Source organism: Actinoalloteichus caeruleus DSM 43889, assembly GCF_000429185.2.
GTDB classification, from domain to species: Bacteria; Actinomycetota; Actinomycetes; order Mycobacteriales; family Pseudonocardiaceae; genus Actinoalloteichus_B; species Actinoalloteichus_B caeruleus.
On the sequence record NZ_AUBJ02000001.1, the window covers coordinates 1,143,268 to 1,163,603 of the forward strand.

Below are 20,336 nucleotides of genomic sequence, written 5' to 3' on the forward strand. Positions count from 1 at the left end.
TGGCGGAAATCCGCGCACCCCGTGTTCGGAATATCTGGCGTCCACCCAGGAATGAGGTACCGACATGCGTTCCACGAGCAGGAGCGGGCGGGTCGTGGGCGTCGCGACGGCGGTCGCGGCGCTTGGCCTGCCCTTCGCCGGTACGGCCCTCGCGTCCGACGACGCCGTCGCGGCGGAGCCGGCCGTCACCGTCGCGCCGGCCACGGGTCTGCCGGCCAGCGGCGAGGTCGACGTCGAGGTGAGCGGTTTCACCCCTGGTGAGACCGTCAGCGTGACCCAGTGCGGTGGTGATGTCGAGACCGGGGACATCCTCTGCCGGGTGGACGACGCTCCGACGGTGTCCCTCGACGAGGACGGCGCCGCCAGCACGCCGCTGACCGTTACCTCCACTTTCGAGGGTCTCGACCTCGTGACCGGCGAAACGATGACGATCGACTGCGGGACCTTCGACGGCGGTTGCCACGTGGGTGTCGCCCAGACTGAGGGTCTGTTGTTCGCGAGCGCACCGATCTCCTTCGACTGATCCGCACCGCGAAGGACGCGGGTCGCGCCGCGACGGTGTTCCTCCCCGTACCGGGAAGTCATTCCGCACCACCGTTCACCCCCTCACCAGCCCCGCTCGGAAAGCCAGTGCCGAATTCCGGAGGCGACCTGGGGGGCATGCGTGCCGAGCATACTGAAATGGTCGCCAGGCACGTCGATCTCGGAGTGGGGAAACTCCCACGACGAACGCCACGAACCGTCGTCGGCCCACTCGCCGAGTGGTGTGTCCGCTCTGGCGAGCAGGGTCGGCACGGGAATGTCGGCCGCCTGCCAGTCGTCGAGCAGGGGGATGTAGCCGGCCCAGGCGGTGATGCGGTGGTCGTCCATCGGGGTGTAGGCACCGTCCGGCGCGGCCATGCCGCTGAACAGTTCCGGCAACCACTTGGCCAGTACCGGGCTACCGACCGGGTAGCTGTCGAGGAGCACGAGCGCCACCGGGGGCCGACCCCGCTCGGCCAGCGCCGCGGCCAGCGAGTTGGCCATCATCGCGCCGGCGGAGTGACCGGCGAGGACGAACGGTGCCGGCCCGAGGGTGTCGAGCACCGTCTCGACGTGCGTCCGGATCAGCACGTCGAACGTGTCGGGCATCAGCTGGCCCGGCGCGAACCCGGGATGTTGCAGGGCGTAGACGTCCCGGTCACCCCGGAAGCCGGCCGCGAGGCGGGCGTACTCGTGGAACCCCGATCCCATCGCCACCGTGCAGCAGCAGACGAGGCTCGGGCGGGTCCCCCCTTCCGCGAGGCGCATGATGCTCGGCGGACCGGCCAGTTCGGCCGGATCGCGGTAGGTCGGCCGATAGGTGGCGAGTTCCAGCAGCAGTTTCGAGTAGGTGTCCGGCCGGCCGCTGGTCATGCTGTGCTGGAACAGGGCGCCGAGGATGCCGTCCGAGACCGGCGCGGTGGCCTCGGCGACCGGCTCCGCGTCCCCGTCGGTGGTGACGAGGGTCGTGAGGTGCCGTGCGAGGGCGGTGGGGCTCGGGTGGTCGAACAGCAGCGTCGCGGACAGGGCGGTGCCGACGGCGGCGCGGAGACCGTCGCGCAGCTCGACCGCGGTCAACGAGTCGAAGCCCTGCTCCAGGAAAGCGCGCTCCGGGTCGACCGCGTCGGCTGAGGGGTGCCCGAGGACGGCCGCGACGTGCTCGCGGACCAGCTCGAGCAACACCCGGTGCCGTTCGGCGGGGGTGGCACCAGCGAGCCGCCCCGTGAGCTCCGCGTGTTCGGCCCCCGCGTCGCCACGAGCAGGTCGTTCCTCCCGGGCGTCGGCGGGGTCGACCAGGTCGAGGAGCAGCGGGCTCTGCCGCACGGAGGTGAAGGAGGCCGCGAACCGGTCCCAGTCCACGTCCGCCACCGCGACGCTCGTGTCGTCGTTGTCCAGGGCGTGACCCAGCGCGTCCAGCGCCGCGTCCGGTGCCGGCATCCGCAGCCCGCGCCGTTCCAGCTGGGTTCTCAGCGCGGTGGAGCGCTCGCCGCCGTCCTCCCACGGCAGTCCCGCGAGCGCCGTACCAGCCAGTCCCCTGGACCTGCGGCGTCGGATGAGGGCGTCGAGGCTGGCTCCGGCAGCGGCCTGCGCGGCGAAACCACCGCTCCCCCAGGTCGCCGCGGTCGAGGTGAGGACCACGAAGGTCGTCTCGGGTGCGTCGAGGACGACGTCGAGGGCCGTCGCCAGGTCCACCTCCTCACGCACGGCCGCGTCCACCACCTCGCCGCTGGTGTTCGCCAGGGGGCTGCCCGGGTCGGAAGTGGTGGTCAGGTGAACGGCCCCGGACACCGCGTGCCCCTGGTCGCGGAGCCGGGTGAGGAGCGCCCCGGGGTCGGCTGGGACGTCGAGCACGGTCACCGGGGCGCCCGTCGGAACGGGGCCGGCCCCGACGTCGACCGTCGCCGCCAGCTGCCCGGTCGTCGCCGTGGTCCGGCGCAGGAGGACGACGTGTTCGGCACCCCGCTCGGTGAGCCAGCGCGCGACCGACGGGCCACGCGTGGCGATGTCACCGGTGACCAGGACCGTGCCGGTGGTCCGCCATGAGGTGCTGGCGCGACGGGCGCCGAGGGCCGCGGGCACGAGCCGTCGCGCGAACACCCCCTGGGCGCGGACCGCGAGCTGGTCCTCGCCGTTGGGCTCCGCCAGCACGCTGACGAGCCGAGCGTCGGATTCCGGGGTGGGGGCCACCGGGACGTCGATCAGCCCACCCCACCGGTCCGGGTGTTCCAGGGCCGCGACGATCCCGACCCCCCAGAGCGCGGCCTCGCCGCCGGGTGCCGGGTCGCCGGGCGCGGCCTCGACCGCACCGCGCGTGACACACCAGAGCGGCACCTCCGTGCCCGACTCGATCAGGGCCCGCAGCGTCTCGACCAGGTCCCGCACCGCGCCGCCCACGAGGACCACTCCCGTGAGGTGATCCGATGCGGCGAGTTCGTCGACGACCCGTTCCGGCTGGGTGGCCCGGACCGCCGCTCCGTGGGCGCGCAGCACCTCGCGGACCCGGTCGCCGGTGTCCGGCGACACCACCAGCCAGGTGCCGGTCACCTGGTCCGGGCGGACGTCGAGCGAGGGTGCCCAGTCGATCCGGTGCCGGTAGCGGTCGACGCGGGCGCGGCGGCGGTCGCGGTCGCGGTAGGCGGCGAGGTGGGGCAGGAGCCGCCGAACGGCATCGTCCTCCTCGGAGGGCACGTCGAGCTCCTCGGTCACCGCGGCCGGGTCGCCCGATTCGACGGCGGCCCAGAGCGCGGTACCGGCCGTGGCATCCTCCTCGGCCGCCGGGGGCGCTTCGAGTGCGACCTGTTCGGACCAGAACCGCTGGCGTCGGAAGGCGTACGTGGGCAGGTCGACGCGGCGGGCGCCGGCGAGGATCCCGCTCCAGTCCACGTCCGCGCCGTGCACGTGCGCGTGCGCGAGGGACTGGGTGAACCGACCGGTGTCGTCGTCCCCCCGGCGGAGGGTCGGGTGCGTGGTGGCGGTGCTCCCCACGTCCTCGATGATGTCCGCCAGGCTCATCGCGAGCACCGGGTGCGGACTGACCTCGACGAACCGGGGGTGCCTGTCGACGAGCGCCGCGCGCGCTCCCCCGTCGAAGTCGACGGTGGACCGCAGGCTCCGGTACCAGTAAGCCGCATCCAGTTCCACGGTGTCGATGCGGCCGCCGGTGACCGAGGAGTAGAAGGGGACGGCGGATGAGGTGGGCGTGATCCCGCTGAGGGAGTCCACGATCTCCGCGCGCAGGCCCTCGACGTGGTGCGAGTGGGAGGCGTAGTCGACCGGGATCCGCTTCGCGCGAACCCCCTCGGCCTCGCAGGCGGCGAGGAGCTCGTCCACCGCCCCGCTGTCCCCGGAGACGACGACGTGCCGGGGCCCGTTGACCGCCGCGATCCCGAGGCGATCGGACCAAGGGCTGATGCGCTCCCTGGCGCGGGGTTCCGCTTCGGGCAGCGACACCATCCCACCCTGCCCGGCCAGCGCCAGCAGCGCGCGGCTGCGCAGCGCCACCACCTGGGCGCCGTCGGACAGGGACAGCGCGCCCGCCACGCAGGCGGCGGCGATCTCGCCCTGCGAGTGCCCGAGCACGGCGGCGGGCTCGACCCCGCAGGCCCGCCACAGGCCGGAGAGCGACACCATCACCGCCCACAGGGCGGGCTGCACGACGTCGACCCGATCGAGCTCGGGGGCGCCGGGCACCTGCCCGATGACGTCGGTCACCGACCAGTCCACCCACGGGGCGAGCGCCCGGTCGCAGGCCCTCAGCTCGTCGGCGAAGGCGGGCGAGCGGGCCAGCAACCCGGCTGCCATGCCCGACCACTGCGCGCCCTGCCCGGGGAACACGAAGACTGGTCGTCCCCGTTCGCCGGCCGCGGCGGCGACGACGCCCGGTTCGGGCCGGCCCTCCGCGATCGCCGCCAACCCCGACAGCAGCGCCTCCCGGTCCTCGGCCACCACGGCGGCCCGGTGTTCCAGCGCGGCGCGGGTGTGGGCGAGCGACCACCCGACGTCCTCCACGGCCAGTTCGGGGCGGTCGCTGACCCAGGAACGCAGCCGGTTCGCCTGCGCCCGGAGGGCGGCCGGTGTCCGTCCGGAGAGCAGCCAGGGCACGGCGGGACCAGCGACGACGGGGTCGGTGTCCGGTTGGTGGGCCGGCTGAGCCGGCTCGGGTGCCTGCTCCAGCACCAGGTGCGCGTTGGTACCGCTCATGCCGAACGCGGAGACCGCGGCTCTCCTCGGCCGGCTCGTCGCCGGCCAGTCCCGTTGGGTGGTGAGCAGCCGGACGGCACCCGTGGACCAGTCGACGGTCGATGATGGGGAGTCGACGTGCAGGGTCCTCGGGAGCACGGCGTGCCGTAGCGCCTGGATCATCTTGATGACGCCCGCGACGCCCGCCGCGGCCTGGGTGTGGCCGATGTTCGATTTGATCGAGCCGAGCCACAGCGGTTCGGTGCGTTCGGCGCCGTAGGTGGCCAGCAGCGCCCGCGCCTCGATGGGGTCGCCGAGCGAGGTGCCGGTCCCATGGGCCTCGACGACGTCGACCTCGGCGGGGGCGAGTCCCGCGTCCGCGAGCGCCTGCCGGATGACGCGGCGTTGGGATGGACCGTTCGGTGCTGTCAGACCGTTGGAGGCGCCGTCGGAGTTCACCGAGGAGCCGCGGATCACGGCCAGGACCTGGTGGCCGTTGCGTCGCGCCTCGGACAGCCGCTCCAGCAGGACGAGGCCGACGCCCTCGCTCCACCCGGTGCCGTCGGCGGATTCGGCGAAGGACTTGCAGCGGCCGTCGGCCGCGAGCCCGCCCTGCCTGCCGAACTCGACGAACGCCGCCGGGTTGGCCATCACGGTGACGCCACCCGCGATGGCGAGGGAGCACTCGCCGCGACGCAGGCCCTGGGCGGCGACGTGCAGTGCCACCAGGGACGACGAGCACGCGGTGTCGATGGTCATCGCCGGGCCGACGAGGCCGAGGCAGTAGGAGATCCGCCCGGCGAGGACGCTGTTGGCGGTGCCGGTGACGACGAATCCGTCGCTGTCACCGGTGCCGACCGTGGCCGCGCTGTAGCCGGAGGGCGACGCGCCCACGTACACCCCGGTCCTGCTCTCCCGTTGGGAACGCGGGTCGATCCCGGCGCGTTCGAACACCTCCCAGGACGCCTCCAGCAACAGGCGCTGTTGGGGGTCCATCACCACCGCCTCGCGTGGCGAGATCCCGAAGACGGAAGGATCGAAGAGGTCGGCGTCGTGCAGGAAACCCCCGTGCGGGGGTACGTCCTGGCCGCCGAACCACGTCTCCCAGCCCCGGCCGGCCGGGTAGGGGGTGATCGCGTCGGTGCCGTCCAGGACCAGCCGCCACAGGTCCTCCGGGGACTGGGCTCCCCCGGGGTACCGGCAACTCATCCCGACCACGGCGACGGGCTCGGTCCACGCAGACCGGAGCCGCTGGTTCTGCTTGCGCAGGCGGTCGTTCTCGATGAGCGATGATCGCAGTGCCTCGACCACCTGCTCGGTGCCGTCCGACATCAGTCGCTCCCCCCCGGCCGGTCGGCCTCCTCGGGCCGCATGGCCATCCGGACCAGGTCGGCCACGTCCATCGTCCTGATCGCGTCGGTCTGGTCGTCCCCGCCGGTCGGTTCCGGTGCGCGCTCGTCGCGCAGCCGCAGCAGCGCGTCCAACAGGCCCGCTTCTCGGATCCGCCGGACGGGCAGGGAGGTCAGGATGGCCCGTACCTCGTCGTCGTCCGGGGCCCCCGCCGGGTCGACCGGGTCGTCCGGTCCGCCGGTGTCGAACAGCTCGTCCAGCAGTCGGGCGGCGAGCTCCTCGGGCGATGGCTCGTCGAAGATGACGGTGGCCTCCAGCCTCAGACCGGTCGCCGCGGTGAGCCGGTCGCGGAACTCGACCGCCATGACCGAGTCGAAACCCAACTCGCGGAACGCCCGGTCCGCCCCGACGGCGGCGGCGTCCGGGTGGCCGAGCACCACCGCGGCCTCCGCACGGACCACGTCGAGCAGGATTCGGGTGCGCTCGGCCGTGCCCGCGGCGGTCAGCCGGTCCCGCAGTGCCGCTCCGCCGGCGCTGGTCGTCTCGGGGTGCTGCTCGTCGCCGGTGGTGGTGGGCTCGACGATCTCGGCGAGCAGGGGGCGGGATCTGGCGATGGCGAACGCGGGGGCGAACCGGGACCAGTCGACGTCCACCACGGTCAGGGCCGTCTCGTTCCGCGCGACGGCCTGGGCGAGCGCCGCCACGGCGGGTGCGACGGGCATGGCGGGAAGGCCACGCCTGGCGAGGAGCTGCTCGGCGGCTCCCTCGGACATGCCCCCACCGGCCCAGCCGCCCCAGGCGACGGACGTGCCCGGCAGCCCGCGGGTCCGTCGGTCAGCGGCGAGCGCGTCGAGGAAGGCGTTCCCCGCGGCGTAGGCGGCCTGCCCGGCGCCGCCCCACACCCCGGCGGCGGAGGAGAACAGCACGAAGGCGTCCGGTGGGGTGTCGGTGAACAGTTCGTCGAGGTGCCGCGCCCCCGCGACCTTCGCGGCGAGGATCCCGGCGATGTCGGAGACGTCGCAGGCCAGCAGGGGGCGCTGTCCGACCACCCCGGCGGCGTGCACCACGGTCGTGATCCGTTCCCCCCGCGCGCGGAGCCCGGTCACCAGGGCGGTGATCGACTCGCGGTCGGCGACGTCGCACGCGGCGACGGTGACCCGCGCGCCGAGGGCGGTCAGTTCCTCGGTCAGCTCCGGGGCGCCGGGGGTGTCCGTGCCCCGCCGGGACAGCAGCACGAGGTGTTCGACGCCTCCCTCGGCGAGCGATCGGGCGACATGGGCGCCGAGCGCGCCAACGCCCCCGGTGATCAGCGCTGTTCCCCCGGGCCGCCACGTGTCCGGGCCCCCGGGTTCGGCCGGGGCGCGGACCAGGCGACGCACCCGCGTTCCGGCGGGGCGCACGGCCAGCTGGTCCTCGCCCTGCCCGACCAGGTTGGCCAGGCGCGTGGCGGCGCCCTCGTCGGGCCTGGCGGGGAGGTCGACGAGGCCACCCCACAGCTCGGGGTGTTCCAGGGCCAGCGACATCCCCAGGCCCCAGCTCAGTGCCTGTGTTGGTCGCACGGTGTCGCTCGGGTCGACCGCCGTCGCCCCGGTGGTCACCATCCACACCGGCGGGGTGTGGCCGCCAGCGGCGAGGGCGCGCACCAGCGCCACGGTCGCGGCCAGGCCGGCGGGGACGACGGGGTGGACGTCGTCCGGCTCCTCGTCGAGGGCGAGCAACGAGACGATCCCGGCGACCGGTGCGGTCAGGTGGCCGTCGAGGTCGCCGGCGGCGATGGTCACCGCGTCCGCGCCCCTGGCGGTCAGCGCCTCCTCGAGCGTGGCCAGCAGCCCCGTGTCCACTCCGGTGGGTGGGACGACGACCAGCCAGGTGCCGGTGAGAGCGGTGGTGTCCTCGGTGAACGGACGCCACGCCACTCGGTACCGCCAGTCGTCGGCCCTCAACAGGTCGCGTCGCCTGCGGCGCCAGGCGGAGAGCGACGGGAGCGCGGCCCTGAGTGGCTGGTCCTCGTCGAGCCCTGGGATGTCGGACAGGTCGGCCCGCTCGAGGGCGTCCCAGAACGCCGCGTCCTCCGCCGGCTCGGCCGCCTGCCGGTTGACGGGCGCACTGCTCGTCTCCGGCCAGTACAGCTCGGGTTCGAACGGGTAGGGCGGCAGTTCGACACGGGTCCCGCCCGCTCCGGCGTAGTACGCGGGCCAGTCGACGGTCGTGCCCCGCACCCACAGTTCCGCCAGGGCCGCCACGAGGGTTTCCGGTTCAGCTCGTTCCCTGCGCGACACCGGGACGAAGGTGGCCCCCTGGTTCGTGACGCAGTCGCTGGCGAGTGCGGTGAGCGCGCCGTCCGGGCCGAGTCCCAGGAACACCTCGGCGCCGCGGGACTGCAGGGTGGTGACGGCGTCGGCGAACCGCACCGGCCGCCGGACCTGCCGCACCCAGTACTCGGGGTCGGCGAGTTCGTGCGCGTCGGCGAGCTCGCCGGTCACGGTGGAGACGATCGGGATGGTCGGTGGTAGGAACGACAGTCCCGCGATCACGGCACGGAACTCGTCGAGCATCGGGTCCACGAGAGGCGAGTGGAACGCGCGGTCGACGGACAACCGCTTCGTCCGCAGTCCCTCGGCGGCGAATGCCTCCGCCAGGCGCAGGACCTCGGCTTCGTCACCGGAGATCACGACCGACCGTGGGCCGTTCACGGCGGCGAGCGTGACCCGCCCTCCCAACCTGGGCGTCACCTCCTCCTCGGGTGCCCGCACCGAGACCATCGCGCCCCCGGGGGGCAGGGCCGCCATCAGGGTTCCCCGCGCGCCGACCAGCCGGGCCGCGTCCGGCAGCGTCAGCACACCGGCGACGTGCGCGGCTGCGAGTTCGCCGACGGAGTGACCGGCCAGGAAGTCCGGGGTGACCCCCCAGGACTCAAGGAGGCGGTAGAGCGCCACTTCCAGCGCGAACAGGCCCGCCTGGGTGTAGTCGGTGCGGTCGAGCAGGTCGCCCTCGCCGAGCACCACCTCCCGGAGGGGACCGGGCAGCCACTGGTCGACTTCGGCGCACACGAGGTCGAAGGCCTCGGCGAAGGCCGGGAAGGTGTCGTACAGGTCTCGACCCATGCCCGGGCGCTGCGATCCCTGGCCGGAGAACAGGAAGGCCGTCGCCCGGTCGCCGGTGACCCCCCTGATCGTTCCCGTCGAGTGGAGGTCGATGGGGCGGGTCGGGTCGAGGACGACGGCGCGGTGCTCGAACGCCGTTCGCCCGGCGAGCGTGTGCCCGACGTCGAGCGGGGTGGGCGTCTCAGCGTGGTGGTGCGCGCGCAGCCGCTCCACCTGCCGGTGGAGGGCGGCGTCACCGCGTGCCGAGAGCACCCACGGGGTGGGGCGTGGAGGGCCGGTGGGGTGGTCCCGGTCCTCGGTTGGCACCCCCTCGAGGATGAGGTGGGCGTTGGTGCCGCTGATCCCGAACGAGGACACCCCCGCCCGGCGGGGCTGGCCGGTCTCGGGCCAGGGTGTCGCCTCCGCCAGCAGCGCCACCGCGCCCGTCGTCCAGTCCACCTTGGAGGAGGGCACCTCGGCGTGCAGTGTCCGGGGCAGCGCACCGTGGCGCAGGGCGAGCACCATCTTCATCACCCCGGCGATCCCCGCCGCGGCCTGGGTGTGGCCGATGTTCGACTTCACCGATCCCAACCACAGCGGCCGGTCCCGGTCGCGCCCGTAGGTCGCCAGCAACGCCTGCGCCTCGATGGGGTCGCCCAACGCCGTTCCGGTGCCGTGCGCCTCCACGGCGTCGACCTCAGGGGCGGTCAGGCCGGCGTTGGCGAGTGCCTGCCGGATCACCCGCTGCTGCGACGGGCCGTTGGGGGCCGTGAGGCCGTTGGAGGCGCCGTCGGAGTTGACGGCGGAGCCCCGCACGACGGCGAGGACCTCGTGCCCGTTGCGCCGCGCGTCGGAGAGACGTTCGAGTACCAGCACGCCGATGCCCTCGGCCCAGCCGGTGCCGTCGGCGGAGTCGGAGAACGCCTTGCAGCGGCCGTCCGAGGCCTGCACCCCCTGCTGGCTGAACCCGACGAACACCCCTGGCGTGGACATGACGGTCACGCCGGCGGCGAGCGCCATCGCGCACTCGCCCTGGCGCAGGGCCTGGCCGGCGAGGTGCAGGGCTACCAGCGAGGAGGAGCAGGCGGTGTCGACGGTGACGGCCGGCCCCTCGAACCCGAAGGTGTAGGACAGCCGTCCGGAGAGCACGCTCGCACCGCTCCCGGTGGCCACGTAGCCCTGGAGGTGCGGCGCGGAGCCCATCATCAGGCCCAGGTAGTCCTGTCCGTTGGTGCCGACGAAGACGCCGGTGCTGCTCCCGCGCGTCGAAGCGGGGTCGATCCCGGCGTTCTCGAACGCCTCCCAGGATGTCTCCAGCAGCAGGCGCTGCTGCGGGTCCATCGCGAGGGCCTCGCGGGGGGAGATCCCGAAGAAGCCCGGGTCGAAGTTCCCCACGTCGTCGAGGAACCCGCCGGCGCTGACCCGCACCTCGGGGGGCACGTCGGCGAAGATCGCGTCGATGTCCCACCCCCGGTCGGTGGGCAGGCCGGTGATGGCGTCGGTACCGGCCATCAGCAGGTCCCAGAACTGCCGGGGTGATCGGACCCCACCCGGGAAGCGGCAGCTCATGCCGACGATGGCGAGGGGTTCGTCGGTGGCGGACGCGACGGGGGCCGCTTCGGGTGTGACGGCGCCGCCACCGAGCTCCCGCCCCAGGTGGCGGGCCAGTTCCTCGGGTGTCGGGTAGTCGAAGACCAGGGTGGCGGGCAGGCGCAGCCCGGTGCTCGCGCCGAGGAGGTTGCGCAGCTCCACCGCGGTGAGCGAGTCGAAGCCGAGGTCGCGGAAGGCGCGACCGGTGGGTACCCGCTCGGCCGACTGGTGCCCGAGCACGGCGGCCGCGGTCGTCCTGACGAGGTCCAGCAGGAGCTTCTCCCGCTCGGCCGGGGACGCGCCGGCCACGGTGTCGGCCGAAGTCGCGAGCGGCCCAGCTCCGGGTTCGTTCTCGGCGAGGGCCCGGACCTCCGGCAGGTCCGCGATGGCACCACCACGCCCGGAGAGCAGGAGGCCAGGGCCGAACCTTGACCAGTCGAGGTCGGCGAGGACGAGGTTCGCGCCGCTCTCCTCGACGGCCGCGTGCATCGCGGCGACGGCGAGGTCCGGGGGCATGGCGATCGTGCCGCCACGACGCATGCGGGCGGTGACCTCCGGGGTGCTGGCGAGTCCGGCGCCGTCCCACATGCCCCAGGCGATCGAGGTGGCGGGCAGGCCTTGGGCGTGTCGTCGGGTGGCGAGCGCGTCGAGCGCCGCGTTCGCGGCCGCGTAGTTGCCCTGGCCGGCGTTGCCCAGGGTGCCCGCGAGCGAGGAGAAGAGCACGAAGGCGGCCAGGTCGAGGTGCCGGGTCGCCTCGTGGAGCGCGACGGCCGCGTCGACCTTCGGTCGGAACACGTCCGCGAGCCTCGCTGGTTCCATCGCGTCGAGCACGCCGTCGGCGAGCACTCCGGCGGTGTGCACCACCGCGGTGAGCGGGTGGTCCCGGGGGATGTCGGCGAGTACCTCGTCCAGGGCGGCCCTGTCGGCCGCGTCGCAGGCGGCGAAGGTGACGGTGGTCCCCCGCTCGGCCAGTTCCTCGGCGAGGTCCTCGGCGCCGGCCGCGTTCGGGCCGCTGCGGCTGAGCAGGACCAGGTGGTCCGCCCCGCTCTCGGCGAGCCAGCGTGCTACGTGACCGCCGAGCGCTCCCGTGCCGCCCGTGACCAGCACGGTTCCGGTGGGCCTCCAGGTCCGGTGCCGGTTCCCGCCGGCACCGCGCACGAGACGGCGGGTGAGGGCACCGGCCGGGCGGACAGCGAACTCGTCGTCGGTTCCGCCGCCGGCGAGCAGCGACCGCAGCTGGGAGACCGCGCGGTCGTCGGGTGCGGTGGGCAGGTCGATGAGGCCACCCCATCGTTCGGGATGTTCGAGGCCCACCACCCGGCCCAACCCCCACACCGCCGCCTGCGCCGGGCTGACCGCCGCCCCCTCGGAACCGCCCACGGCCACCGCGCCAGCCGTGACCACCCACAACGGCGCGACCACGCCCGCGTCCCCCAGGGCCTGCGCCAACGCCACGGTGCCGACCAACCCCACCGACACGCCGGATCCCGCCGAGGCCGGCGCCTCCTCCAAGGCCAACAGCGACACCACCCCGGCCACGTCGTCCGCCCCGACGCGCTCGGCGACCGCCGCCGCCAACGCGGCCCGGTCCGTGCCCTCCTCCTCGACCGCCAAGGTCACCGCGTCCGGCACCGCGGCCAGCGTCGCCACCACCACCGGGTCCCGTGTCCTACCGGCGGGCACGACGACCAGCAGTGGCCCGCCAACCCGACCTCCGCTCGTGGGCACCACCGGCTTCCACGTCACCCGGTACCGCCAGGAATCCACCACCGACCGCTGGCGGCGGCCCCGTCGCCAGGCGGCCAAGGCGGGTAGTACCGCGTCCAGCGCCGCCTCGGTCCCGGCCTCGAGATCCAGGGCACCGACCAGGGCGGCGCTGTCGGCACGATCGACGGCCTCCCAGAACTCGGTGTCCTCCGGGGCGGTGGGCCCGGTCAATGCCGGGGTGTCGGGCCAGAACCTGCGCCGCTGGAAGGCGTAGGTGGGCAGGTCGGTCCTGCCACCCCCGGAGAACACCGCCGACCAGTCCACCCGCACCCCGCACACATGCGCCCGAGCCACCGACCGGAGGAACCGGGACGCCTCCTCCTCCCCCCGCCGCACCGTCTCCACCACGACAACCCCGTCGTGCTCCTGCACACCCATCGCCAACACCGGATGCGGACTGACCTCCACGAACACCCCATGCCCATCCACCACCGACGCCCGCACCGCCGCCGAGAACTCCACCGTGGAACGCAGGTTCCGGAACCAGTACCGGCCATCCAACCCCACCGTGTCGAACACACCCCCCGTCACCGTCGAGTAGAACGGCACCCGCGAGGACTCCGGCCGCACCCCGGCCAACACCTCCACCAACTCCGACTCCAACTGGTCCACCTGCGCCGAATGCGAGGCGTAGTCCACCGCCACCCGACGCGCCCGCACCCCCTCACGCTCACAGCGGGCCAACCACTCCTCCACCGCCTCGGCCGCCCCCGAGACCACCACCGACTCCGGCCCGTTGACCGCCGCCACCGACAGTCCCGGCCCCAACCGGGAAGCGACCTCCTCCACCGGCAACGGCACCGAGACCATGCCCCCGGCACCGGCCAACGCCCGCAACGCCCTGCTGCGCAACGCCACCACCCGGGCCCCGTCCGACAGCGACAACGCCCCGGCCACGACCGCCGCGGCGATCTCACCCTGGGAGTGCCCGATCACCGCGACCGGGTGCACACCGACCGCCCGCCACACCTCGGCCAGCGACACCATCACCGCCCACAGCACCGGTTGCACGACCTCGACCCGGGCCAGGGCGTCCTCGTCGCCGAGGACCTCGAACAGGTCGAAGTCGGTGAAGGGCGCCAGTGCCTCGGCGCACCGGTTCATCGAGTCGGCGAACACCGGGGAGCTGGTGAGCAGTCCCCGGCCCATCCCGACCCACTGGGCGCCCTGCCCGGGGAACACGAACACCGGCCGGACCGGCGAACCCGCCACACCCGACACGAGGCTCGGTGCCACGCCGCCCTCGGAGAGCGCCGACAGGCCGGCCAGCAACTCGGCGCGGTCGGCGGCGACCACGGCGGCACGGTGTTCCAGCACGGCGCGGGTGGTGCTGAGGGAGCGTCCCACGTCGACCGGGTCGAGCGCGGGGTGCCGGTCCAGGAAGGACCGCAGTCGGCCGGCCTGGTGGCGCAGGGCCCGTTCGGACCTGGCCGACACCACCCACGCCACGGCGGTGCCCGACACGGCGGGTGTCCTCGTGCCGACGGGGGCGGGCCGCTCGGGAGCCTGTTCCAGCACCACGTGCGCGTTGGTGCCGCTGATGCCGAACGAGGACACCCCGGCCCGGCGCGGGTGGCCGCGCTCGGGCCAGTCGAGGCGTTCGGTCAGCAGTGACACCGCGCCGCTGTCCCACTCGACCTTCGCGGTGGGCTCCTCGACGTGGAGCGTTCGTGGCAGCACACCGTGCCGCAGGGCCATGACCATCTTGATCACACCGGCGATCCCGGACGCGGCCTGCGTGTGCCCGATGTTCGACTTGATCGAGCCGAGCAGCAGCGGCTGGTCGGGGTCCCGGTCCTGGCCGTACGTGGCGAGCAGTGCCTGCGCCTCGATCGGGTCCCCGAGCACGGTGCCGGTGCCGTGCGCCTCCACGGCGTCCACGTCGGACAGGGACAGGCCGGCATCCGCGAGTGCCTGCCAGATCACCCGCTGCTGGGCGGGCCCGTTCGGCGCGGTGAGCCCGTTGGAGGCGCCGTCGGAGTTGATGGCCGACCCTCGGACGAGGGCGAGCACCTGGTGGCCGTTGCGCAGGGCGTCCGAGAGCCGTTCGACCATCACCAGTCCGACGCCTTCGGAGAACCCGGTGCCGTCGGCGGAGGCGGCGAAGGACTTGCAGCGCCCGTCCGAGGCCAACAGCCCCTGCTGTTGGCTGAACCCGGCGAACATGCCCGGTGTCGCCATCACGGTCACACCGCCGGCGAGTGCCAGCGCGCAGTCGCCGCGTCGGAGCGCCCGTGCCGCGAGGTGCAGTGCCACGAGCGACGACGAGCAGGCCGTGTCCACGGTCAACGTCGGGCCCTCGAGCCCGAAGGTGTAGGCGATGCGGCCGGACACGACCGCCGCGGCGCCACCGGTGCCGAAGTAGCCTTCGAGCCCGGCGTCGGAGCCCATCAACAACGCCGGGTAATCCTGTCCGTTGGTGCCGACGAACACACCGGTCCTGCTGCCGCGCAGGGAGTCGGGGTCGATGCCGGCGTGTTCGAACGTCTCCCAGGCTGTCTCCAGCAGCAACCTCTGCTGCGGGTCGGTGGCGAGGGCCTCGCGGGGGGAGATCCCGAAGAACTCGGCGTCGAAGTCGGCCGCGTCGTGCAGGAACCCCCCCTCGGCCCGGTAGCTTCCCTCGGCGAGCCCCGGCCCGAAGATCCGGTCGAGGTCCCACCCCCGGTCGGACGGGAACGCGGCGATCGCGTCGGTACCCGTGTCGACCAGCCCCCACAGCTCGTCGGCCGATCGCACGCCACCGGGGAACCGGCAGCCGACGCCGACCACGGCGATCGGCTCGTGGTCCCGTGCCTCCAGCTCTCGGACCCGCCCCTGCGCCGCGTCGAGCTCGGTACTGACCTTCTTGAGGAAGTACCGGAGCTTGTCCTCGTTCGACATGTTCAACGCCCTATCTCGTCACGGGTCTTGGTGTCACGTGGTCGGCTGGTCAGGAGATGCCGAACTTCCTGCCGAGGAGCTGGAACATCTCCTCGTCGGAGGCGGACTCGATCCGCTCGCTGACCTGGTCGGTCTCGTCGTGCTCTTCGGACAGCGCCGCGATCAGCGCCCGCATCCGGTGCACCACCCGGGCCCGGCCGGGTCCCTCGGGAGCCGCCGAGACCATCGCGGCCTCGATCCGGTCAAGGCCCTCCAGCGCGGCAGCGGTGGCGGCGTCGCCGTCGCGGGTGATCCGCTCGCGGAGGAACTCGGCGAGCCGTTCGGCGTGCGGGTAGTCGAAGGCCATGGTCACCGGCAGTTTCAGGCCGGTCCTGCCACCGAGGCGGTTGCGGAGTTCCACCGCGGTGACCGAGTCAAGCCCCATCTCCTGGAACGCCCGTTTCACCACGACCGCTTCCGGTCCGGTGAACCCGAGCACGGCGGCGACCTGTTCGCGCACCACCTCCAGCAGCAGCGAGTGTTGCTCGGTCTCGGACAACCCCGCGAGGGTCTGCGCGAGCTCGACGGGTTCCCGCCCGCCCGGACCGGCCGGTCCGACGCCGGCGAGGGCGATCCGCCGCACGTCCGGGAGGTCACCGAGCAACGGGCTGTTCCGCGTCGCGGTGAACGCGACGAAGAACCGCTCCCAGTCGATGTCGGCGACCAGCACGCAGGTTTCGTCGTGTTCGACGGCCTGGTGGAGGGCGGCGGTCGCCAGCTCCGGTTCCATCGCCCGGAGCCCATGCCGGTTGAGGGTCTCCCCGAACGGTCCGTCGGCGAGGCCTCCCCCGCCCCAGGCGCCCCAGGCGATGGCGGTGGCCGGGAGCCCGTGCGCGCGTCGGTGCAGCGCGAGCGCGTCGAGGTAGGCGTTGCCGGGGGCGTAGTTGCCCTGCCCCGGGGTACCGACGATGCCACCGAAGGACGAGAACAGCACGAACGCGTCGAGGTCGACGTCCCTGGTCAGCTCGTGCAGGTTCCAGGCGGCGGTGGCCTTGGCGTGGAGCGCTCGGCCGAGCTGGGCCGGGTCGAGGGAGTCGATCAGGCCGTCGTCGAGAGCGGCGGCCGTGTGCACGACGGCGGTCAGCGGCTGGTCCTCGGGGATCTCGGCGAGCAGCGCGGCGAGCGCGTCCCGGTCGCCGACGTCGCAGGCGGCGATGGTGGCCTCGGCACCGAGTTCATGGAGTTCGGCGCGGAGCCCGTCGGCCCCGGGAGCGTCGGGGCCCCGCCTGCTCGCCAGCAGGATGTGCGGTGCGCCGGCGCGGGCCAGCCAGCGCGCGACCTGCCCGCCCAGGGCTCCGGTGCCGCCGGTGACGAGCACGGTGCCGGCCGGGCGCCACTCGCGGCGCCCGGGGGCCGTTCCGAGCGGACGCCTGACGAGCCGGCGGACGAACACGCCGGACTGGCGGACGGCGAGCTGGTCCTCGTCACCAGCTCCGCTCAGCGCCACCGCGAGCAGGGTGGTCGTCCGGTCGTCGAGGGCCTGGGGGAGGTCGATGAGGCCGCCCCATCGGTCGGGGTGTTCCAGGGCAGCCACGCGGCCAAGGCCCCAGGTGGTGGCCTGGGCCGGGTTGGTGAGGAGTTCGGTGTCCCCGACCGAGACGGCCCCGCGTGTGACGCACCACAGTGGTGCGTCGACCCCGGCCGGCCCGAGCGCGCCCAGCAGTGCGACGGTGCCGGCGAAGCCCCGGGGGACCGCGGGGTGTTCCGGGTGTGGTGCGTCGTGGAGGGCGAGCAGTGACAGGACGCCGGCGAATTCCTCGGGAGCCGCGCCGTCGCCCGCGGTCCGCGCCGCGTCGATGCGGTCGGCCAGGCGTTCACGTTCCAGGTCCCCGTCACCGACGACGAGCGGGACCACGCGGGCCCCGGCGCCGGTGAGCGCGGCCGCGCAGCCGGTGACCACGGCGTGCTCCGACACCGTGTCGGGGATGACCAGCAGCCACGTGCCGCCCAGGGGCGCGGCGGCGGGTGCGGTGCTCGCCCGCCAGGTGACCTCGTAGCGGAGTTCGTCCACGGCGGACTGCTGGTGGGCACGGCCGCGCCAGGACGCGAGCAGGGGCAGCACCCTGGCGAGTGCCTCGGCGTTGTCCTCGTCGGCGCCCAGGACGCCGGCGAGCGCGCCGGGGTCTCCCTCGTCGACGGCCGCCCAGAAACGGGTGTCCGCCTCGGCCTGTTCGGTCGGGGCGACCGCCGGGACCACGGCCGGGGTCTCGTCGGTGATCCAGAACCTGCGCCGCTGGAAGGCGTAGGTGGGCAGGTCGGTCCTGCCACCCCCGGAGAACACCGCCGACCAGTCCACCCGCACCCCGCACACATGCGCCCGAGCCACCGACCGGAGGAACCGGGACGCCTCCTCCTCCCCCCGCCGCACCGTCTCCACCACGACAACCCCGTCGTGCTCCTGCACACCCATCGCCAACACCGGATGCGGACTGACCTCCACGAACACCCCATGCCCATCCACCACCGACGCCCGCACCGCCGCCGAGAACTCCACCGTGGAACGCAGGTTCCGGAACCAGTACCGGCCATCCAACCCCACCGTGTCGAACACACCCCCCGTCACCGTCGAGTAGAACGGCACCCGCGAGGACTCCGGCCGCACCCCGGCCAACACCTCCACCAACTCCGACTCCAACTGGTCCACCTGCGCCGAATGCGAGGCGTAGTCCACCGCCACCCGACGCGCCCGCACCCCCTCACGCTCACAGCGGGCCAACCACTCCTCCACCGCCTCGGCCGCCCCCGAGACCACCACCGACTCCGGCCCGTTGACCGCCGCCACCGACAGTCCCGGCCCCAACCGGGAAGCGACCTCCTCCACCGGCAACGGCACCGAGACCATGCCCCCGGCACCGGCCAACGCCCGCAACGCCCTGCTGCGCAACGCCACCACCCGGGCCCCGTCCGACAGCGACAACGCCCCGGCCACGACCGCCGCGGCGATCTCACCCTGGGAGTGCCCGATCACCGCGACCGGGTGCACACCGACCGCCCGCCACACCTCGGCCAGCGACACCATCACCGCCCACAGCACCGGTTGCACGACCTCGACCCGGGCCAGGGCGTCCTCGTCGTCGAGGACCTCGAACAGGTCGAAGTCGGTGAAGGGCGCCAGTGCCTCGGCGCACCGGTTCATCGAGTCGGCGAACACCGGGGAGCTGGTGAGCAGTCCCCGGCCCATCCCGACCCACTGGGCGCCCTGCCCGGGGAACACGAACACCGGCCGGACCGGCGAACCCGCCACACCCGACACGATGTCCGCGGAGTCCTGCCCGCTCGTGAGGGTGCCGAGCAGTTCGTCCAGCCGGGGGACGCCGTCCGCGAGGAGCACGGCCCGGTCGCTGAAGGACGTCCGGTGGGCGAGGGAGTGCGCGAGGTCGACGAGCCTGACGTCAGGGTGTGCCGACACGTGCGCGCGCAGGCGTGCGCTCTGCGCTCGCAGTGCCTCGGCCGAGGCGCCCGACACCGGTACGGGCACCAGCGGGCAGGACAGGGCGACCGGCCGCGTCTCCGCCCCTTCGGCGTGGGGCTCGTCCTCCGGGGCCTGTTCGACCAGAACGTGCGCGTTGGTGCCGCTCACCCCGAACGAGGACACCCCGCCCCGGCGGGGACGACCGGTCTCCGGCCACGGTGCTGGTCGCGTGACCAGGGCCATCGCTCCCGAGTTCCAGTCCACGTACTCGGAGGGGTTCTCCACGTGCAGCGTCGGTGGGAGCGTGGCGTGCCGGATCGCCATCACGAGTTTGATCAGCCCGGCCATTCCCGCCGCGGACTGGGTGTGGCCGATGTTCGACTTCACCGAGCCCAGCCACAGCGGCCGCTCACGTCCCTGCCCGTAGGCGGCCATGAGCGCCTGGGCCTCGATCGGGTCGCCCAGGACGGTGCCCGTGCCGTGTGCCTCGACGAGGTCGACCTGGGTGGGGGACAGCCGGGCGTTGGCCAGGGCGTCCCGGATGACCTGCTGCTGCGCGGGCCCGTTGGGGGCGGTGAGCCCGTTGGACGCGCCGTCCTGGTTGATCGCCGAGCCCCGGATCACCGCCAGCACGGGGTGGCCGTTGCGCCGCGCGTCGGACAGCCGTTCGACGAGCAGGACACCAAGTCCCTCGCCCCAGCCGGTTCCGTCGGCGTCCGAGGAGAACGCCTTGCAGCGGCCGCTGCTGGACAGGCCGCCCTGCCTGCTGAACTCGGTGAACGCTCCGGGACTCGACATCAGCGTCGCGGCGCCCACCAGTGCGAGTGAGCACTCGTCCCTGCGCAGCGACTGGCAGGCCAGGTGCAGCGCGACGAGCGACGAGGAGCACGCCGTGTCGATCGTGATCGCGGGCCCGTTCAGTCCGAAGGTGTAGGCGATGCGGCCCGAGGTGACGCTGGGGGTGGTGCCCGTGCCGATGTAGATCTCGGTCCCCTCCGGCGGGTACATGCTGGAGCCGTACCCCTCGGCGGAGGTTCCGACGAAGACACCCGTGCGTGATCCGCGCAGGGTGGTCATGTCGATCCCGGCCCGTTCGACAGCTTCCCAGGAGGCTTCCAGCAGCAGCCGCTGTTGCGGGTCCATCGCCAGTGCCTCACGCGGGGAGATCCCGAAGAACTCCGGGTCGAACAGCGGCATGTCGTGGACGAAACCCCCTTCCAACGCGTATCCCCGCGACGGTTCCTCCTCCCGGCGGACGAAGAGGCCGTCGAGGGTCCAGTTGCGGTCGGTGGGGAACGGGGACAGGGCGTCGACCCCGGCCACCACCAGCTCCCACAACTGCTCGGGGGTGCTGACCCCGCCGGGGAACCGACAGCTCATCGCGGTGATCGCGATCGGCTCCCTCGCCCGTTCCTCGGCGGCGCGCTGCCGGTCCCGGGTCTCCTGGAGCTCCTCGGTCGCCCGCCTGAGGAAGTAGCGCAGCTTCTCGTCCTGAACCATGGCGTTCCCACTTC

Annotated in this window: 3 protein-coding genes and 1 pseudogene; 1 reads left to right on the forward strand and 3 read right to left on the reverse strand. The window is 73.5% G+C overall.

The genetic code is table 11. From position 1 onward, the window contains the following. Positions 1–64 precede the first annotated feature (64 nt). Positions 65–523 carry an enediyne antibiotic chromoprotein gene (locus tag G443_RS04330; protein WP_035275784.1) on the forward strand — a complete coding sequence of 153 codons (459 nt, stop codon included), beginning with the start codon at positions 65–67 and terminating at the stop codon, positions 521–523. Between the two features lie 83 nt (positions 524–606). Here the strand turns inward: G443_RS04330 and G443_RS24860 are convergent. From G443_RS24860 to G443_RS04355, 3 genes and pseudogenes are all read right to left on the reverse strand, one after another. Next, a pseudogene (locus tag G443_RS24860) lies at positions 607–6,018 on the reverse strand (type I polyketide synthase); the annotation flags it as partial. 14 nt (positions 6,019–6,032) lie between these two features. Continuing rightward, complete coding sequence (locus tag G443_RS04350) at positions 6,033–15,377, reverse strand: type I polyketide synthase (protein ID WP_372492947.1); 9,345 nt, start codon at positions 15,375–15,377, stop codon at positions 6,033–6,035. A gap of 43 nt (positions 15,378–15,420) precedes the next feature. Further along, the gene (locus G443_RS04355) at positions 15,421–20,322 is read right to left on the reverse strand and encodes a type I polyketide synthase (protein WP_253860124.1); all 4,902 of its coding nucleotides are present in this window, start codon (positions 20,320–20,322) and stop codon (positions 15,421–15,423) included. Positions 20,323–20,336: the final 14 nt, after the last annotated feature.